Below are 16,177 nucleotides of genomic sequence, written 5' to 3'. Positions count from 1 at the left end.
AAGTACGCGCACGTAGATACTTTTATTTATAATAATATTATATTATCACAAATGATTGCTAAGCTTCTAGGGGATATTATGACAACTAAAAAACAAACAATAATTGATATTGCGACAGAGTTATTTAACAAAGAGGGTTATCAAGCGGTTGGCATAGATAAGATTATTACTGAAGCGGGCATTTCCAAACTTACACTATACCGTAACTTTGTCTCAAAAGATCAGTTAATCATTGAGGTATTAACCCAGCGTAAAAACGATTTCATTAAAAATATCACTGAGGCAATTGAAAATAACCACACTCCTAAAGATAAAATATTTTCCATATTCAATTATTATCATACTTGGTTTAAAGATGAAAAATTTCGCGGATGCATGTTTACAAATTCATTGCTTGAGTTTGGTTATAAATCCAAAGAAATTTGCAATATAAATAAGGAAATGAAACAAGCTTTGGTGGCATTAATCGCCGAAATTCTCTTTTCGCAGGTAAAAAAAGAACAAGCGCAACGTATCGCCTTCACCTTTGTCATCCTGTTGGACGGCGCAATAATCTCTGAATTGACATATGCGGACCACAGTGAATACTCACCGGCCTTACTCGCTTGGGCAACTGCCAAAACCATCCTCGATGCCGAAAACATCGTACTATAGCTCACTCTCACTCTCACTCTCGTTCACCCTATATCGAACTCATGTCACAGTAATTCGGCGTTGTCGCTAGGCGCCCCATCTCTACCCCTATCCCAGCTGGCACATTATAAATGAACAATAATTAATGTATACCGATCTGTTTACAACAAAAAGAGTGAGACTTAAATCACATTTATATATTTATAGCAATAAATTATAATATAAATATAATCAATTAGTTATAATAAAATGAAACATTCTTGTAATAATTAAATTGAAAAAACGATCTGTTTTGTATTAGCTTTGTATTAACACAAATTTTGTAGGTAAATGATGGATAGTTTAGATTTGATAAATACTAAACTTACGCAAAGCCAACTGCTATCCATCAGCCTTGATGAGTACGTGGCAGGTCTGTTGCGACTAGAAGACTTGGACGGATTTTTTAGCCACCATCCGGCATTGCCGGCAATGCTGCATGCCGCGACAGAGGCGGAACTGATCTCGGCCTATCACAGTACGGACATTGAGCACAGCCGCAAAGCCGTGCAAAAAACCTTATTTTGGCTGTACCAGACATGCTTAGCCGACCCATTAACCGCAGAAAGCAAAAACCAGCACCATCCTGTGATGGTCACTATCAAACGAATGATAGAAAAGAAATGGTTGGCGCATGAGACCGAGCATTTTGTCGCGTTGCCTATCGCGACGGGCCCGAAACTGTTTACAGAAAGCCTGCGGGAACTCTGGTCGCACCACCGGGCTGCCACGCATCCGCTCTACGTGTTTTTGCAGCATGACGCGTCCAAAACGCAAATGAACGCCTTCTTCAAAAGCGACAGCGCATTGAATTTGCTGTTTTTTGATTTAATCGCCATGGCGATGGTGGGTGCCCGTATCGAGGTGCGGGGTGAGCTTAGCCGCAATATGTGGGATGAGTGCGGCGAAGGCAGCGACCGCCATACCCATGTCAATTTGTATAAAGATTTGCTGATGCGCAATCACATCGAGTTGCCGGAAGACAATTTTGCCGACACTCTGGCCTGGCAAGGATTGAGCGGTTACAACCTGTTTATGTTGGGGGGTACCAACCGCGAACATTATTTCAAGCTGATCGGTGCCCTGGCCATTACGGAATTGCTGGATCCCAGCCAATACGAAAAGCTGGTCCTGGGCAGCAAACGGCTTGGTTTTACCGACCGAGATCTGCGCTACTACACCGAGCATATCGGGATTGATGTGGTCCATGCAGAAGGCTGGTTGCAGCAGGTGATCACGCCCATTGTGGAAAAATCGCCGGCGGCAATGGCAGAAATATGGATTGGCGCGAATATGCGTCTTAACACGGTGGACAGTTATTATAATCACCTGTTAAACAGCCTGATTAATTTAAAGTAAGTAATTAGAAAAACAATAAAACGGACACGCCTTCTTCAGCACGAAGGCAAAAATGATTACTCAGCGATTGCAGGTGCCTTTGATTATTCTTGTCATTCTTGATTATGACAGGCGTAATCATTGGGTCTTATGCTTGCTTTGATTATTCTGATTAGTACCTGACACATCCACTATGATGAGCCATTGAACCATCACTGTATATCAATGTTAATTGAGGTAACGCCATGAGAAAAACATCGGCTTTAAAGAATATACTGCAAAAGAAAGAACTTTCTTTCCTGATGGAAGCCCATAATGCCATGAGCGCTAAAATAGCCGAAGAAAGCGGCTTTGAGGCATTATGGGCTTCCGGGCTGTCTATTTCCGCCTCTATGGGGCTCAGCGACAGAAATGAAGCCTCCTGGACTCAGGTTATGGACGTAGTTGATTTTATGGTGGATAACACCGCCATCCCTATTTTATTGGATGGGGACACTGGCTTTGGCAATTTTAATAATGTCCGCCGTTTGGTTAAAAAGCTGTCTCAGCGGGGCGTCGCCGGGGTATGTCTGGAAGACAAGTTATTCCCAAAAATAAACTCTTTTATTGGCGCAGGGCAGGATCTGGCTTCAATCAGTGAATTTTGCGGCAAAATAAAAGCGGCGAAAGACAGCCAGTTGGACAGTGACTTTTGCGTGATTGCCCGTGTGGAAGCGCTTATCAGCGGCTGCCCTATGGAAGAGGCGTTGAAACGCGCCGACGCTTACGCCAGTGCGGGGGCCGATGCGGTATTAATTCACTCCAAACAATCTGACGGTGCGGAGATCATGGACTTTTGCCGTCAATGGCAAAATGATTGCCCGATCGTTATCGTACCGACTAAATACTATAACACTGCTACCGATGCGTTCCGTGAAGTCGGTGTGTCCACGGTTATCTGGGCTAATCATAGCCTGCGTGCTTCAATCGCCGCGATGCGCGCTATTACCCGAAATATTCGCCAACATAATAGCGTTGCGCAGATTGAACGCGAAATTGCTTCTTTAGACGATGTTTTCAAACTCACCAACGAATATGAAGTACAACTGGCCGAACAAAAATACTTAACCCTTTAACGCGACAGTCAGCCGGTTTTTCTATTCATCCGTGAGGAAATGGTTAGATGATTAACGTCCGCGATTTTGTTAATGCATTGATTGAGCAAGGTACACACTATTTTACCGGTGTCCCCTGCTCTTATTTAACCCCGCTGATCAATGAAGTTATTGCTCGCGATGAAACCCACTACGTACTGGCCTCAAACGAGGGTGAGGCGCTGTCTCTGGCCTCCGGGCTTTGGCTCGCCAATAAAACGGCCGTTGTCCTGTGTCAGAACTCCGGGTTGGGTAATCTGATCAACCCACTGACATCGCTTAACGAGCCTTTCTCGATTCCGGTCTTGCTGTTGGTGACCTGGCGCGGTCAGCCCGGCACCAAAGATGAACCACAGCACCGGTTGATGGGCGAGATCACGCCTGATTTGCTGAGCCTGGCGGGGGTCGAGTGGGCGGTGCTGCCCGACGATGAAACCGGAGCGTTAGCCAGCCTGCAGCACGCCTGCAGTTACATTCAGTCGGAACAGCGCCCTTATGCCTTGGTTCTGACCGGCAATCAATTTTGCGCCGCGCAATCTCAGATGCCGGAGCCGCAAACGGCGTATCCGCGTCGTGAAGACGCGCTGGCGACGCTGCTGGCCCACGCTAATCCCGAGGGAGTGATCATCGCAACGACCGGTAAAACCGGCCGCGAACTGTTTACGTTATCTGACCGCCCTGAACATTTTTATTGCGTCGGGTCCATGGGCTACGCCAGCGCAATCGCTCACGGCATCGCCTTGGGCTGCACCGGCCTGCCGGTCTACGTGATCGACGGGGATGGCGCTGCGCTGATGCATCTGGGAAATTTTGCCGGTATTGGGGCCAGCAAGCCCGACAACCTGATACATATTATTTTGGATAACGGCAGCTATGACTCAACGGGAGCCCAACCCACCGCATCCCCCGGCGTGGATTTTGTCGCCATGGCCTATGCGGCCGGCTATGCCCACGCCCAACAGTGCAACGATGCGGACAGCTTCGCCCAAGCCCTGCGCCAAACGGGTATTTCCGGCCCCCGGCTGTTGCATGTTCCGATCGGCATCGGTTCGATGGCGCAGTTGGGCCGCCCGACACTGTCGCCTTACGACGTCGCGCGCCGCCTGCAATCCCATCTGAAAACCCTGGCCCCTGCACCACCGTTCAATAAACCCATGGCAAACACCGTGCAGCCTCCCGTGGGGGGCACATTTCTCACTCAATCCCTACAACCGAGAACGGACTCATGAACATTCATGATACTACCCAACCGAACGCCCTCAATGCTGTTCTGACGGGCATGGATATTTATGCCTCAAAAGCCATTTCGCTGAAAGCGAAGGCCGATCCCTCCATTGCAAACCTGAGTTTTGGCGAGCCGGTTTTCGGCCCGCCGGAACACCTGCTGAAGGCGATAGAACAGGAGGATTTGTCATTATCGGCGTTTATGGACGCCTCAAAACGCTACGAGGATCCCCGAGGGAGCCTAGCGCTGCGTCAGGCGATTGCCGCCTGGTATCGCGATCGCTACGGCCTGCATTTCGATCCCGAGCGTGAAATCATGGTGACGCACGGTGGCGTGGAAGCCATCACGCTGGCTCTGCTTGTCACAACGTCGGCACAGGATAAAGTCGCCATCAGCGATCCCTCCTATATGCTCTATGCCCGCACGCTGAAGACGCTGGAACGCACTCCGCTGCGGATAGCGCGCCCTGCCGGCAACCATGAATATGCGGAAATGCTGGCGCAGGACGGCGCGCTGGAAGGGGTGAAGGCGATGATTGTCAACTCCCCGGAAAACCCGACCGGCTATGTCGCCAGCCCGCAGGATTGGGCGGTGATTGGAGAACGCGCCACGCGCAGCGGTTGCTGGATCATTCACGACGAAGTGTACGATGCCATGCACTTTGAACGCCCGCACCAACCGGCGCGCGCCATCGCCTCCTTGGCCAACAATTCCATTATCATCAACAGTTTTTCAAAAAAATTCGGCCTGCCCGGCCTGCGCATCGGCTGGATGATAGCCCCGCCGCAGGTTATCGAACAGGCGGCCAAAGCGCATGATTACCTCTATCTGGGCGTCAATATCCAATACGAACGCATCGCACACCGTTTGCTGAGCGATGACGGCAAATTTGCCTGGCTGGAGGAAATGTCCTCCAACATCGCTCAACGCTGTCACACCGCGCTGAACACCCTGACGGAAGAACGTGGATACCGCTGGCCCCGTAAACCGCTCGGTGCCATGTTCCTGTTCCCGGAAGTGAGCGGCGTCTACCAACGGATGCCTGAAAAATACCGACAACCGGGCCAGCATATCGGCGACGCCGTGGCGAATTACCTTCTGGAAGAACGCGGCGTTGCCGTTGTCCCCGGCTCGGTTTATGGCCCGCAGGGCAATAACCATATCCGGCTGGTGCTCTGCATGCCGGACGACGTTTTTAACCTTGCAATGAAACGCATGGTGTAACCCTGGACACACGGCGGCCACCGCCGAGTGGCCGCCAAACGGAGAAGGAGACAGTGATGAACGCCTCACGTAACCGGTTTCAACAGCAAGGCTTTGTCCATCTGGAAAAATCGCGGGCCAACCTCAATCTCAGCCGCATTGAATCCGCACTGGCCGAAATCAGCCAACGCGCGCTCTCGGGCCAAACCGACAACGCGCCCGGCCTGGTGGTAGTCACCGAAGCCGGCAATGCCGAACAGCTGTGCCGTATTGAGTACCTTGCCGGCAGTTCGCCTTATTACGCGCAAGAGCTGGTGCCCTGTCTGGCGCAATTGATAGAGCAGCACCTCGGCCACCCCGTCAACCTGTTCAAAGACAAATGCAACTTTAAACATCCTGGCGGTGGCGCGTTCACGCCCCATCAGGATATTACGGCCTATCGTCATTTCGCCTCAAATTACCAGGTAACCGCGGCCGTGCTGCTCGATGCCGCCGTGGAAGAAAACGGGGCGCTGGAAATCGCCACCCACTGGGATCTGACGCCAAAAGGCGCGAAGTTGGTGGATACTCCCCGGGGGATCCTGCCCCAGTTACCCAGCTATCAGGGGGGGCCGCGCAACGGGGATATCGACGATAGTCTCTGCGCAAGCATGCGCTGGCAAAGGATCGATGCCGCCCCCGGCGACGTGATCTTATTCGACTCCTATATTCCCCATCGCTCGAGCGAAAACCGCTCGTCCTCGACCCGACGCATCCTGTTCTTTACGTTCAATCTGGCAAGCGAGGGCGATTTTTATCACCACTACTACCGCAGTAAATGGGCCACGCCGGACAATCCCATCTTTCACGTTTCCACCCCGACTTTGCATAGCGCCCGGCAAACCAGCGCCGGCACAGTGCCTCAATCCCGTTGAACGGTGACGACGATGCAATCACAGGACTTTCGTTTATTCACTCCCGGCCCGCTGAATACCTCGGCGCCGGTGCGCCAGGCCGCCGGCAGAGATTTAGGGGCGCGCAGCCCGGTAGCCATCCACTTGAGCGCCCAGTTGCGTGAGGACATATTGGAGATCGCGGGATGCGACGCGAGCTGGAGCGCAGTGCCGTTATCAGGCAGCGGGACGTTTGCCGTCGAAGCGATGCTTTGTTCTCTGCCGGCGGCAGATGACCACCTGCTGATTATCGAAAATGGCGTGTACAGCGCCCGTATGGTGGACATTTGCCGCATCCACGCTATTGCGCATTCGGTACTGACCTTGCCGCCACATCAGGGTTTTGACCTGGCGCAGGTTGAACAGGCTCTGAAGCAAACGCCTAGGGTTACCCACATCGCAGCCGTTCATTTCGAAACGGCGTTAGGCGTGATCAATGATATTGATGGCCTGACGCAGCTGGCCAATAGGTACGGCTGCCAGTTGCTGATTGACGCCATCAGTACCTTTGGCGTACTGCCGCTGGACTACAGCGCCCCCTTGCTTTCCGCTGTCGCGCTTTCGGCCAATAAGTGCCTGCATGGGCTGCCTGGCCTCGCCTTCGTTTTGGCGCGAAAGGCCGTGCTGGCAACCCACGTCACCCCACGCACGCTCAGCCTGGATATCAAGGCGCAGGCCAAAGCGCTGGATGGCGATGGGCAATGGCGTTTCACGCCACCGCTGCAAATCATGCTGGCACTGAAACAAGCTATTGACGAGTACCGCCAACAGGGCGGCAGGCGCGCGCGTCACCGTTCGTATTCTCAACGTATGGCGCACCTGCTCAGCGGTATGGCGCGTTTGGGTTTCAGTCCGATAATTCAGCCGCAGTTCTGTGCGCCTTTAATTGTCACGCTGGCGCCGAATCCGGGAATGCCGTGCGAAATTGACAAGCTGAACGACTTTTTATTCCAGCGCGGATTGGTGATTTATCCCACCAAACACTGGGCGGTCAATTCATTTCGTATCGGAGTTATGGGGGAGCTCGGTATCCAGGATATCGATGATTTGCTGGCGGCGTTCGCTGAATTTACCGCACAGGCCGCCACCGGAACCCCGCAGCCGAATACCCTTTCGCTAAGGTCTGCGCTATGAGTCATCATCTGTCTTGCCATCAGCAATTCGCGGAAATTAACCCCCAAGCCTATGCCGACTTGTGGGTGGAGTGCAGGCAACCGGCCTTTTATCACCCTGACCTGCTGAGCGCGGCCGAACGTCACCCCATGCTGCCGATTTTAGCCACTCATTATCTGGCGGCATGGCAAGGAGACCGGCTTGACGCGTTGTTAGTGGTCTACCAGCAATCGCAACCCGATCCCTTTGGTACGCTGGCGAAAAGTACCGGCTTTCATTTTGCCGCCCCCATCGGTGGGCTATTGGGGCACATAGCCCATTGCTACGACACGCAAATCCTGCATCGGCCGGGTTCAGAAGACGCCGCGCAGCGCCTGATGACCGAACTCATTGCGCTCGCCGACCGGCAGGGCATTCCGGGCTGCGGCCTGCTCAATCTCAGTGCCGGGTCTTCATTGAGAGCCGCCGAACTGGCGGGTTACCGTTGCAATTTCATGCATGACCGTTTCTTTATCGACCTCATGCCGTTTGACCGGTTCGATGATTATCTGGCCGCCCTCCCGCGCGATGGTCGACAGGAAATGAAGCGCCAGTTGCGTAAATTTGACAACGATCGCGGCAGCTACCGCGTGCTTTTAGGCCGGGACGCCAATCTTGCCGCTGCGGTCAAGCTTTGCCACGCCACCAGTTCCCGAAACGGCACGCCGCACTATTATCCGATACCGACGTTTCTCCATTTCCTGGAAACTTGCGGTGAACTGATTACCGTGGTCCAGGTTGAGCATGAAGGCCAGTTGGTGGCGGCCGTCATCTGCCTGAACGACCCGCAGTGCCTGCACCTTTGGGCCGGCGGCGTCGACTACCGGCTTTCGAGCTTCAGCCCTTACACCATCATGATCGCGGCCAGCGTGCAGTATGCGTTCGCGCAAGATATCCGCCGGATTGAAGCGGGCAGGACCAATGCCCGGATTAAGGCGCGTTTAGGTTGCCAATCTCAGCCGCTGTATTCAGCCCTATACCCCCTGGAGGTGGCCTGACATGCCGGTGACTTCTGCCACCCCGCCCCATGAGAAACCCCCGGCACAGTTGGCGCGCGGGCAATTGCTGACCTTGCTGTATATCGCCCTCACCTCCGCCTCACAGGTATTTTTAAGTCATGTCGGCGGCGGTATAGCGATCGAAATCAGCCTGTTTTATATGGCTCTGGCGGCCTGCGTGGTGTTTAACCTGTGGGAGTTCCGACGCCTGCGGCGCAATCACAGCGCGCTGCGCCGCCATTGGCGCATGTGGCTCACGCTTTCCGTCGCCTTTGTGCTGAACTGGATATTTTCTTATTACAGCGTGACGCACGCCTCAGCCGATTTTTTCATCGGCATATTTTTCCTTTCTTCGGCACTGTGCAGTTGCCTGCGAGAAAAACGCTGGCTGAAGTCGCTGTTCATCCTGATGGCGATCCTGTGTATTCATGCGCTCTCAGCCTTCCCGTTACAGGTGCTTTACACCTCAATGTCAGCGGGGGCCATGATGTATCTTTATTACGTCAGCTCGTTGCGTTTCAGCCGGCAGAGCGGGCTTGGCCCGGTCTCGGTCGTATCGTTGCGCTGCTATATGCTGCTGGTCTGCAGTGCCGCTTACCTGTTCGCGCATCACGAGTTCGGCTCGTTGTGGGTAACCCCGGACACCCTACGTAACCTGTTGATCCTGATCGTCGCCAATATGGTTTTACCGTCTTTTTTATCGCAAACCTGCCTGCAGTGGGTCGGCGTCACTCTGTTTACCTTTATGAATTCGTTGATACCGGTGTTGGCTTTCGTGATGCAGTCGCTGGTCAGCGGCCAATGGCAAACCGGTATGTTGATCGCCGTAACCCTTACTACGCTGATGCTGAATTACGATCGTTTGATTCTGCTGGCGCGCAACCTTATCGCCGTAAACCCTCAGTCAATGGATCAGGAATAAGAGGAATACCATGCCAGCCATCAATGCGTATTTGGAACACCTGAACCCGCTCTCATCAAAGACGGTCTCTCAGCGAGCGAAAGCGAACCCTGCGATCCTGAACCTCAGCATGGGAGAACCCGATTTTGGTCCGCCCGCCGCGTTGGTTGACGTGATCTGTCGAGAGGATCTTAACAAAGAGCGGTTTCTGGATGCGGTCAAGCGTTATGAACACTCACGCGGCTCGCTGTTGCTGCGCAGAGCAATAGCGGCGTGGTATCGGCGCCGTTACGCTATCGATATCGATCCGGAAAGCGAAATAATAGTGACTCATGGGGGGATTGAAGCACTCAATCTGGCGTTGCAAGCGGTGACCAATCCTGGCGACGGCGTCCTGCTGGCGGCACCGGCCTACACCCTGTATCAACGTGCCATTCACTTGTTGAACCGTCAAAGCCATCCGCTGCCCCGCCCTGAAGGCGAAAACGAATATGCGACGGCGCTGGCGGCAAATCCCTACGCCTCGACGCGCGCGGTGCTGATCAACTCCCCGGAGAACCCCACCGGCTACGTCATGAGTGAGGCGGACTGGCAAGCGCTCGCCGATCACTGTCACCAGGGTGACCGCTGGGTCATCCATGATGAAGTCTACGACACCCTGGCATTCACCCGCCGTCACCTTAACGCCTGGTGCATTCCGGCCCTTCGCGAACGCAGCGTGCTGATTAACAGTTGCTCCAAAAAATTCGGCATTCCCGGCTTGCGCACAGGCTGGCTGATTGGGCCGGCCAAGGTGATTGAAGCCGCCGGCAAGGTCCACGAAAGCCTGTGCCTGGGGGTGAGCATTCTTGCCGAACCTATCGCCGAACGGCTGCTGAGCACCCCCGAGGTAGACGACTGGATGCAACGGCAGCAGGACATTCTGGCCGCCCGCAACCGGCACGCGCTTTGCGCATTGGACGAGACGCAGGGCTTCCGTTGGCCCCGCCGGCCCATGGGGGGCATGTTCCTGTTCCCTGACGTTTCCGAACTCTATCCGGCCTTGCCCGCCCGCTGGCGCGATTTCTCGCCTGATGCCGGCAGCGCAGTCGCGGAATACCTTCTGGAGGAACGGCAAATCGCCACGGTGCCGGGGATCGTTTACGGCGCTGAAAGTCGACAACACTTACGATTAACCAACTGTGCCAGCGAGCAGGTTTTCCATCAGGCCATCGCTCGTCTTTCATCATTGGATCTGGGAGGAAAACGTGCTTAAAAATATTCTTGATCGGCAGGTTATGAATTTTTACTCCACGCAGGGCGGCGCTGAGTCCGCTGACGCATTCTCCCAGGCCTTGCTCAAGGTACACCCCGGCGACTGGCGCGCCACCTTCCCGCCGGCGGTGTTCCCGCCCGGCCATCTGACAAGCATCGGCACCGACGCCGCGCGGCTGCTGGCCATCGTTTTCAGCCTGCCGGAACGGCTGTTCGGCGGGGATTATTCGCGCTTTCTGGCCGCGCAATGCCTAACGCAGCGGCAACGTGACGACATTCTGGCCTTCTGCACGCCGCGGGTATTAGAACGTGCCCGGCTGTTTGCCAGGCCGGACGCATTGCTGACCCATGAAGGCTTCAAACTGGTTGAAATGAACGTGACGCCTTCACTCGGCGGACTGGGCATCTGCGATCGTTACGTCACTACCTTGCAGGAACATTCGCTCAGCCATCGGCTGCAGCAAGCGGGGATTAAGCTCCATGCGCCGGACATGGGCCGCCTCTGGGCCGAAACGCTGCACCGCCACCGCACGCAGCCGGCGGACGACCGCACTCCGGTAATGTTGGAGTTGCTGGACGATCCGGACGAGATCCCGGAGGACAATTTTGGCTGGCCTGACTTCGGCCATATCGCCCGACAGGGCGGTTTTCGACTCTTGACCGGCAAACCGGCGGACGTCCATTTCACCCCAACCGGCGTCTATGCTTTCGGCGTAAAAATCGACATCGTTTTCACCGATTTGGTGTACGCGGAACAGCTGCAATACAACATCGACAACGCGTTCATTGCGGCACTGGTCGCGGCGGAAAATCAGGGTCAGATCGACCTGTTCAGCGTGCCGGCCGGCTGTGCGGTTTACGACAACAAAGCAAACCTGGCCTTTCTCACCGATCCCGATTACGCCCACCTGTTCACTGAGCAGGAACGCGCACTGATCGATGTCCACATTCCCCCCACCTTTATTTTAACGCCGGCCAATGTGGCCAGAGCGATACGCGAACAGAGCAATCTGGTTTTAAAACCGGGATTGGGCCTGTGCGGTTATCAGGTGATGTTCGGCAGACAGATGTCGGCTCTGCAATGGCGTGCACAGCTGGAACGGCAGCTAACGGAAGGCGGTTCTTTTGTTCTGCAGGACATGGTTGAGGACATATGGACTTACACCCTGCCGCATCAACAGGACAATCCAAGAATGGTATGCATTGGCCCGATCATCATCGATGGTCGTTACATCGGTACCTTCTCGCGTGATGAGGCTTATCGCGGCGAAGCGGTCGTCGTTAACCATGCGCAAGGCGCAAGCTGGTCAACCGGTCTGGAACGCGCTGAGTAACACCCGGCCTGCCACCCGGCGGCTGTTTTACACAAGGAGATTGAAAAATGCGTCTTGCATGTTTAATGGCAGGTTCAAGCAGCAGGTTACTGCCACTGACCACATCCCGACATAAAGCCTGTCTGATGCTTGGAAAACGGCGAATGGTGGATTACCAACTTGAATCCTTTGACCGCGCCGGCATCGGGCATAAAACGTTTGTTCTGGGGCACGGTGCCGCGGAAGTCGCGCAGATTCTGTTTGAATCATTGGGTGGCAGCCATTTTATTGTCTCGCACAATCCACAGTTCAAATCCCGGAATCTGGACTGGAGCGCCTGGCTGGCCCTCAGTCAACACCCTGGGCCGGTGATTTACTATGAAGGCGATCTGCTTATCCCGCCGTCGTTGCTCAGACAGGTAAAAGACAACCCGGCCGAGATTTGCATTGCGGTGGACTCCGACAGCAAAAACCCCAGCATCGATACGCTGGTTATCGCGCCCAATGGCAAGGTTGAACATCTGTTGTTTATCGAGCACGGGACGGCGAAAAGCCAACCGGGTGATGGTGCCATCGGCGAATTTATCTGCTTCGTCAAATTGGGCGAAGCGGCGCGGCAGTTTATCGTCGATGCACTGAGTACCCTGCCGTTCGAGGGGGAAATGCAGCTTTACAAAATTTTTGAACAGGCATTCTCCCGTTTTCCGACAGCCTACGTCGACGCTGGCGGCCGCCCCTGGATTGAAGTGGACAATCCCGGCGACCTGCAACGAGCGACCCATCTGGCCGAGGAGATCTTAACCTCATGAGAGACCCTAACGCATTGGAACAGGTGAAACCGGCGCGGCTGAACAGCACGTTGTCCGACATCGGCGTTTACGTGTCAAAAACCATCTCGCAGGCCGCGCGTGACAATCCGGACATCATGAACATGAGCATCGGCGAACCGGCATTTGGCCCACCGGCGCATTTGCTGGCAGAGATTGCCCAGACCGATCTGACTCAGGAGGCGTTTCTTTCCTCGGCGAAACGTTATGGGCACTCGTTGGGCTCCCTGGCGCTGCGTCAGGCGATCGCGGACTGGTATCTGCGCCGTTATAACCTCAAGATTAATCCTGAAACCGAGGTATTAATCACCCACGGTGGCGTTGAGGCCGTCGCACTGGCGATTCTGTGCTGCTCGAATCCTGGGGATACGCTGGCGATCACCGATCCTTCCTATATGTTGTATGAACGCGCCCTGCTGGCGCTCGGCCGCCAGCCTCGGCGCTTTTCGCGCCCGGTCGGCGATGCCGAATTCACCGACCTGATCGACAGCGACCCGTCATTCCGACGCCAGCTCGGCGGGGCAAAAGCGGTGATTGTCAACTCACCGGAAAATCCATCGGGGTATGTGCTGTCGGCCGATGAATGGCAACAGCTAATGCGCTGTGCAGAACGCAGCGGCGCCTGGGTTATTCACGATGAAGTCTATGACAGCATGGCATTTAACCGCCCGCATTACCCTGCACGCAGCTTTGATCCCCAGGCGAGCAGGACGGTGCTGGCCAACAGTTTTTCCAAAAAGTTCGGTATTCCCGGCCTGCGTATCGGCTGGTTGGTTGGAAGCGCCGAATTCATCGCCACCGCCAGCAAAACCCACGACTATCTGGTGCTTGGCGTTAACCGCCAATATGAACAGATTGCCTTGCGCATACTCCAGGATGCCCAGACCGACGATTGGCTGGCGGACAAGCAAAAAATGCTTCACGCGCGTATACGCCTGACAAAACAACAGTTAACGCCTACGTTGGGGTTCAGTTGGCCACGTTCACCGATGGGGGGGATGTTTTTATTTCCCTGCGTTCGAGGGCTATATGAACGTTTGCCGCTGGCGCAACGGCAACGCTTTGCCACCGTGGGCGAGAGCGTCGCAGATTACTTATTGCAGGTTGCGCGCGTCGCCACGGTGCCCGGCATTATTTACGGGCAAAGCTGCGCCGACCATATCAGGATCGTCCTGTGTTGTGATGAGCCGACGTTCCAGACCGCGCTTGAGCGATTGGCCAATTGCCAGCACGCCACACTCACTCAAAAACTGGAACTGCCATAATGTCAAAACAACGCCACTGGCTGATGCCCGGTAAATATATAGATGGCGCAAATCTGGTAACCGCTATCAATGTTCTGGCGGGGATCGTATCGCTGATGCTGGTTTTGGTTCACCGTCCTGAGTGGGCTATCCTATTGGTGTTCATCGCTATTTTGCTCGATCATCTTGATGGATATCTGGCCCGGCGTTTTTACGCCCATCAGCAGGAGAAACGGGCATTTGGCAAGCAGTTCGATACGTTGGCCGATATGCTGAATTTCAATGTGGTTACCGCCATAGTGTTGTTCCAGCAGTTTGCCTATACCCCCGTGCTGGCCGGTGTCATTTCGGCCTCCATCGTCCTGTTTGGCTGCGTACGCCTGTCGCACTTTACTCTGCAGACAGGATCGGGGGATGAGAGCGCTTATGGCCTGCAAACCCCCTACGCCGCTTTTGTGATTATCAATATGCTGTTGCTGAACACGGCCGGTTATTTGCCCGGCGGTCTGGTGCTGTTCATTGCGGCGATCATGTCCATTTTGCAAATAACCTGCATTCCCCTTCGTATGCCCAACGCCACTTTCTGCGTCACGGCTCTGAGCGTGCTGTTCTTTATCACTCTGTTGATCTGCGGTTTCCCCAATTAGCCACTATTTTTATTCCAAGGAGAAATGCTTATGGCTCACGTTATCTTTATCGACAGCACCCCGACCGGCCTGAACGCCTTTCGCAGCGCTCAGCGGCTCGGCCATCAGGTCACCTTTATTCATCCGACCAAGTCTTCCAGCTTCGTCAGCATCATGTCGAAAGACCCGGCGAAACTGGCTAGCCAGTTGGGGCATGTCGATCGTTATATCGAGGTGGATACATTGGAAAACGAGCATCTTTTCCCCGTGCTCGAAACCCTGGTGAAAGAGAATCCGTTCGACACGGTAATCAGTTCGGCGGAGACCGGCATCATGGCGGCCGCCTGTGCGGCTGAAAAATGGGGAACGCGTTATCCCAGCCCGCACGATCTGGGCAACGCAATATTTAAGAATCGCTTGCGTACCACGCTGAAGAACAACGGTATCCGCTCACCGGATTTTGAGGTGTTAAATGAAGAGGAGCTGTTACAGGGGCCAAAAAAAATCAAGCTGCCGTTTGTGGTAAAACCCATTCGCGGCTTTGCCAAACAATTTTCCGCTATTTGCCGCACGCAGAGCGATTTCGACAATTATGTCGATAACCTGAAGATCGATCGGGCCAACAGCGCCCTGATTGACAGCGTTGTGTCGCATGAATATATCATCGAAGAATACGTTACCGGCACCCTGCACTCCGCTGAGGTGATAGTGCGTGAAGGCAAAGTCATGTTTTACGCCACCACCACCCGCTACCGTGCGCATTATTACGACCTGCTGGAACTGGCGGCGGTCATGCCCTCCGGCTTGCCGAAACAAACGCGTGCGGAGATGAAAACCTATCTGCAGGCGGTGTTTTCCGCCCTGAATATTCAGATTGGCCTGTATCACGTAGAGTTGCTGTTAACCGACAACGGCCCGGTGCTGGTGGAAATCAATGCCCGAATGATGGGCAGCGTGTCGCCGATCATGTATCAGATTCAGACAGGCCACGATCCTTTCGAGTATTTGATCCGCCTGCATCTGGGGGAACCGGTGAATGTCGACGACGATGAGTTTACCAATGCGGGGATCACTCTTGCCGTGGCGGCCAGGCATGGGGGTACCATCTCCTCATCCTTCCGCCCGGAACAGCTTGATGAGCTGCTGGCTCGCTACGAGATCCCGCACAATACGCTGAATATCTATGCCGGCAGGGAGATTGGGCGTTACGAGGGCAATTTCAGCATTATGGGGCATGTCATCATTCTGGCCGAAACCCCGCAGGAAGTGGCTGAGAAAGGGCATCGCTTCCTGAGTGAAATAGATGCGCTGATTGGATTGGAAACGGCAAAATACTTCGAGTAAAGCTGACTGTATGCA

Annotated in this window: 15 protein-coding genes; all 15 read left to right on the top strand. The window is 54.3% G+C overall.

Features of this window, described 5'->3' with window-relative positions:
- The first annotated feature begins 78 nt into the window (after positions 1 to 78).
- The 15 genes from RS889_RS08745 to RS889_RS08675 all read left to right on the top strand — a co-directional run bounded on the left by RS889_RS08745 (position 79) and on the right by RS889_RS08675 (position 16,162).
- On the top strand, positions 79 to 654 hold the full coding sequence (locus tag RS889_RS08745) for a TetR/AcrR family transcriptional regulator (protein WP_315710295.1): 576 nt from the start codon (positions 79 to 81) through the stop codon (positions 652 to 654).
- Between the two features lie 327 nt (positions 655 to 981).
- Positions 982 to 2,031 (top strand): iron-containing redox enzyme family protein, encoded by a 1,050-nt coding sequence (locus RS889_RS08740; protein ID WP_315710293.1) that lies wholly within the window; start codon positions 982 to 984, stop codon positions 2,029 to 2,031.
- A gap of 224 nt (positions 2,032 to 2,255) precedes the next feature.
- Positions 2,256 to 3,125, top strand: coding sequence for a phosphoenolpyruvate mutase (aepX, locus tag RS889_RS08735; RefSeq protein WP_315710292.1), 870 nt, complete (start codon positions 2,256 to 2,258; stop codon positions 3,123 to 3,125).
- A gap of 47 nt (positions 3,126 to 3,172) precedes the next feature.
- Entirely contained in the window at positions 3,173 to 4,372 is a 1,200-nt protein-coding gene (gene aepY, locus RS889_RS08730) for a phosphonopyruvate decarboxylase (protein ID WP_315710290.1), read from the top strand.
- The gene (locus RS889_RS08725) at positions 4,369 to 5,592 is read left to right on the top strand and encodes a pyridoxal phosphate-dependent aminotransferase (protein ID WP_315710289.1); all 1,224 of its coding nucleotides are present in this window, start codon (positions 4,369 to 4,371) and stop codon (positions 5,590 to 5,592) included. Before aepY ends, RS889_RS08725 begins: the two co-directional genes overlap by 4 nt.
- A gap of 56 nt (positions 5,593 to 5,648) precedes the next feature.
- On the top strand, positions 5,649 to 6,485 hold the full coding sequence (locus RS889_RS08720; protein WP_315710287.1) for a phytanoyl-CoA dioxygenase family protein: 837 nt from the start codon (positions 5,649 to 5,651) through the stop codon (positions 6,483 to 6,485).
- 12 nt (positions 6,486 to 6,497) lie between these two features.
- Positions 6,498 to 7,637 (top strand): 2-aminoethylphosphonate--pyruvate transaminase, encoded by a 1,140-nt coding sequence (locus tag RS889_RS08715; protein WP_315710286.1) that lies wholly within the window; start codon positions 6,498 to 6,500, stop codon positions 7,635 to 7,637.
- Positions 7,634 to 8,653, top strand: coding sequence for a GNAT family N-acetyltransferase (locus tag RS889_RS08710; protein WP_315710285.1), 1,020 nt, complete (start codon positions 7,634 to 7,636; stop codon positions 8,651 to 8,653). The genes RS889_RS08715 and RS889_RS08710 overlap by 4 nt, the downstream gene beginning before the upstream one ends.
- 1 nt (position 8,654) lies before the next feature.
- Entirely contained in the window at positions 8,655 to 9,575 is a 921-nt protein-coding gene (locus RS889_RS08705) for a hypothetical protein (protein ID WP_315710284.1), read from the top strand.
- Positions 9,576 to 9,585: 10 nt separating this feature from the next.
- Entirely contained in the window at positions 9,586 to 10,809 is a 1,224-nt protein-coding gene (locus tag RS889_RS08700) for a pyridoxal phosphate-dependent aminotransferase (protein WP_315710283.1), read from the top strand.
- Positions 10,802 to 12,142 (top strand): hypothetical protein, encoded by a 1,341-nt coding sequence (locus RS889_RS08695; RefSeq protein ID WP_315710282.1) that lies wholly within the window; start codon positions 10,802 to 10,804, stop codon positions 12,140 to 12,142. Before RS889_RS08700 ends, RS889_RS08695 begins: the two co-directional genes overlap by 8 nt.
- 47 nt (positions 12,143 to 12,189) lie before the next feature.
- Complete coding sequence (locus tag RS889_RS08690; RefSeq protein ID WP_315710280.1) at positions 12,190 to 12,930, top strand: phosphocholine cytidylyltransferase family protein; 741 nt, start codon at positions 12,190 to 12,192, stop codon at positions 12,928 to 12,930.
- Complete coding sequence (locus RS889_RS08685; RefSeq protein WP_315710279.1) at positions 12,927 to 14,213, top strand: pyridoxal phosphate-dependent aminotransferase; 1,287 nt, start codon at positions 12,927 to 12,929, stop codon at positions 14,211 to 14,213. The genes RS889_RS08690 and RS889_RS08685 overlap by 4 nt, the downstream gene beginning before the upstream one ends.
- A complete protein-coding gene (locus tag RS889_RS08680; RefSeq protein ID WP_315710277.1) occupies positions 14,213 to 14,839 on the top strand; it encodes a CDP-alcohol phosphatidyltransferase family protein in 627 nt (208 codons plus the stop codon). The genes RS889_RS08685 and RS889_RS08680 overlap by 1 nt, the downstream gene beginning before the upstream one ends.
- 30 nt (positions 14,840 to 14,869) lie before the next feature.
- On the top strand, positions 14,870 to 16,162 hold the full coding sequence (locus RS889_RS08675) for an ATP-grasp domain-containing protein (protein ID WP_315710276.1): 1,293 nt from the start codon (positions 14,870 to 14,872) through the stop codon (positions 16,160 to 16,162).
- The last annotated feature ends 15 nt before the right edge of the window (positions 16,163 to 16,177 follow it).

Origin of the sequence: Brenneria uluponensis (assembly GCF_032395385.1) — a bacterium.
GTDB classification, from domain to species: Bacteria; Pseudomonadota; Gammaproteobacteria; order Enterobacterales; family Enterobacteriaceae; genus Prodigiosinella; species Prodigiosinella aquatilis.
The sequence above is the reverse complement of the archived record's forward strand: the minus strand, read 5'-3'. Positions and strand labels throughout refer to the sequence as shown.